The following is a 2,948-nucleotide window of genomic DNA, read 5'->3' on the forward strand; positions in this document are numbered from 1 at the left end:
ACAGCACGCGATCCGCGTGGGGCCCTGCCGCACGTTCGGGGCCGGGTGCCCTTGGCAATTCCGCGATTGCGCTTGAGCACCCGACCGAGTGATGCGACGCTGCCAGCCAGGCAGCCGCGGCGATCGCGGTGCCGCAGGCGAAGGGCGACCACCATCGATATCCGGCTCCTCGGTCCGTTTCAGACGCTGGTGGACGGTTCGCCGGTCGTCGTCACCAGTTCCCGCCAGCGTGCGCTGCTGGCCACGCTCGCGCTCAGCGCGGGGCGGCTCGTGTCCATCGAGACGCTCGCCCGCGGGGTGTGGGGGGAGGCACCGCCCGAACGGATCCGGGGCAGCCTCCAAACGTACGTCATGCGGCTGAGGCGGCTGTACGGCGAGGAAACCGTCGCCACCGAACCGGACGGCTATCGCCTGGTTGTCGAGCCGGAGCGGGTCGATGCGCTGCGATTTCTCGGCCTGGTCGACGTCGCGACGGAATCCGCCGAACCGGATCGCCGTCGCGCGATCCTCACCGCCGCACTCGCATTGTGGCGCGGCGCACCACTCGAAGGCGCGGGCTCCCCGGCATTGGCGGCGGAATGGGCGCCGTTGTTGACCGAACGCTATTTGTTCGCGGTCGAGCAGCGTATCGATCTCGACTCGGGGCTGGTTCCCGATGCGCGGCTCGTCGCCGAACTGACCGAACTGGTGGCTCAGCATCCGCTTCGGGAATCGTTGTGGGAGCGGCTGGTCCGGGTGCTCGCGCGATCGGGGCGGCGGGCCGAGGCGCTCGCCCGCTACGCCGGGCTGCGCGAGCTGCTGGCCGAGGAACTCGGCGTCGAGCCGGGGGAGGAGCTGCGGCGGCTGCACGCCGAGCTGCTCGCGGCGGGCGAGGGCGCCTTGCCGGGTAACGGATCCGGCAGGCCCCGGCGCGGGGGTGTGCCCCGTCAGCTCCCTTTCGACGTCGCGAGCTTCACCGGCCGGGAGGCCGAACTCGCCGCGCTGGACGGCTTCCTCGACGAGGCCGCCGGGGAGAGCGGCATCGTGGTCATCGAGGGCACCGCCGGGGTCGGCAAGACCTCGCTCGCGGTGCACTGGTCGCATCGCGTCGCCGGCCGGTTCCCCGGCGGCCAGCTGTTCCTCGACCTGCGCGGACATTCCGCCGAGACACCGGTCACGCTCCAGGCGGCGCTCGCCGGGTTCCTGCGCGCGGTGGGCGTTTCGCCGGAGTCCCTACCCTCCACAGTGGAGGAACGATCGGCCCTGCTGCGCAGCAGGCTCGCCGCCAGCCGTACCCTGCTGCTGCTCGACAACGCGCGGGACGCCGAGCAGGTCCGGCCGCTGCTGCCGGGGCCGGGCAACCTGGTCGTGGTGACCAGCCGGAACCAGTTGCGGGGACTGATCGCCCGCGAGGGCGCGCGGCGGATCGCCTTGGGTTCCTTCGATCACCGGGACACCGTGGCGCTGCTGGCCGGCAGTGTCGGGCGGGCACGGCTGGACGCCGAACCCGGTGCCGTCGCCGAACTCGCCGAACTGTGCGGCGGGCTTCCGCTCGCGCTGGCGCTCGCCGGCGAACGCGCGTCGCGGTTGTCCGAGATGTCACCGGCCGGGGTTTCCCTGGCGGGGATCGTCGACGAGCTGCGGGATCAGCGCCTTCGGCTGGACGCGCTGCGCGACCCGCGGGACGCCGGGACCGATCTGCGTGCCGCGTTCTCCTGGTCGTACAAGGCGTTGCGCCCGGCGGCCGCGCGGTTGTTCCGGCTGCTGGGCCTGCATCCCGGTGTCACCGTCAGCCTGCATTCGGCGGCCGCGCTCGCCGGCACCGGGCTGCGCGAGACCCGCGCGCTGATCGACCAGCTCGCCGCGGCGCATCTGCTCAACCAGCCGCGGATCGACCGCTACCAGTTCCACGATCTGCTCCGGGTGTACGCGGCCGAACTCGTCGAAGCCGAAACCCCCGAAGCGGAGCGGGTCTCCGCGTTGCGGCGGCTGGCCGACTGGTACCTCGCGACGGTCGCCGAGGCGAACGAACTCGTGCGTCCCGATCTGCTCACCGAGGACATCGAACTGGAACCCGTCGGCGGCGAGGGTGTCGGCTTCGTCGACCACGAGGACACGATCGCCTGGTACACCGCGGAACGACCGGCGCTCGTCGCGCTGGTCGGCATCGCCGCCCGGCACGGCTGGGCCGCTCGCGCCTGGAAACTCGCCTGGCTGCTGCGGGGATTCTTCGCCGAACGGCACGACCGCGAGGAATGGATCGCCACCGGGCAGACGTCGGTCGCCGCCGCGCGGGCCGCGAAAGACCGGCTGGGACTGCAGTACGCGGCCAACAATCTGGGGTCGGCCTATCTGCGTGTGCTGCAGGCCGACAAGGCGCTGGAGGCGCTCGAGGAGGGCAAGAAGGCGTCGGAGGAAACGGGCGGGAGCGCGCTGACCGTCGCGATCCTGTCCAATCTCTCCGGCGCCTACTTCGTCCGCTCCGAATTCGCCGACGCCGAGCAGTACGCGCTCGAAGCGGTCCGGCTCGCCCGCGAACGCGGCCAGCGCACCTTCGTCCCGCACGCGCTGCTCAATGTCAGCGCGGCCCGGATCGGCCTTCGCGACTTCGACAACGCGGCCGAAGCGGCGATGGCGGCGTTCGACGCCTTCACCGAGCTGAGCGATCGGTACCACGCCGCGCTGTCGCTGGGAAACGCGGCCGAGGCACTGGAAGGCGCAGGCCGTCATACCGAAGCCGAACGACAGGGACTGCGGGCACTCGCCGAACTGAGGGATCTCGACGCCGACTACGGCACCATCGACGTCCTGATCACCCTCGGCAGGCTCCGGCGCGGCACCGGACGAGACCGCGAGGCCGGACTTCATTGGGCCGAGGGGGGTTGGGGGGTGGCACCCCCAGGGGGCGCCCCGGGGCGGGGCCCACGCAGCCCGTGTGGGGCCCCGGCGCGCCGCCACGGGGCGGCGCC

1 protein-coding gene is annotated in these 2,948 nt (G+C 72.3%); it reads left to right on the forward strand.

Annotated features, from left to right (window positions below; genetic code table 11):
* Positions 1-189: 189 nt before the first annotated feature.
* On the forward strand, positions 190-2,948 hold a 2,759-nt coding region (locus tag ACFWX1_RS37080), incomplete at its 3' end, for a BTAD domain-containing putative transcriptional regulator (RefSeq protein ID WP_378394488.1).

The sequence above is a fragment of the Amycolatopsis sp. NPDC059021 genome (assembly GCF_042739895.1).
In the GTDB taxonomy this organism is placed as follows: Bacteria; Actinomycetota; Actinomycetes; order Mycobacteriales; family Pseudonocardiaceae; genus Amycolatopsis.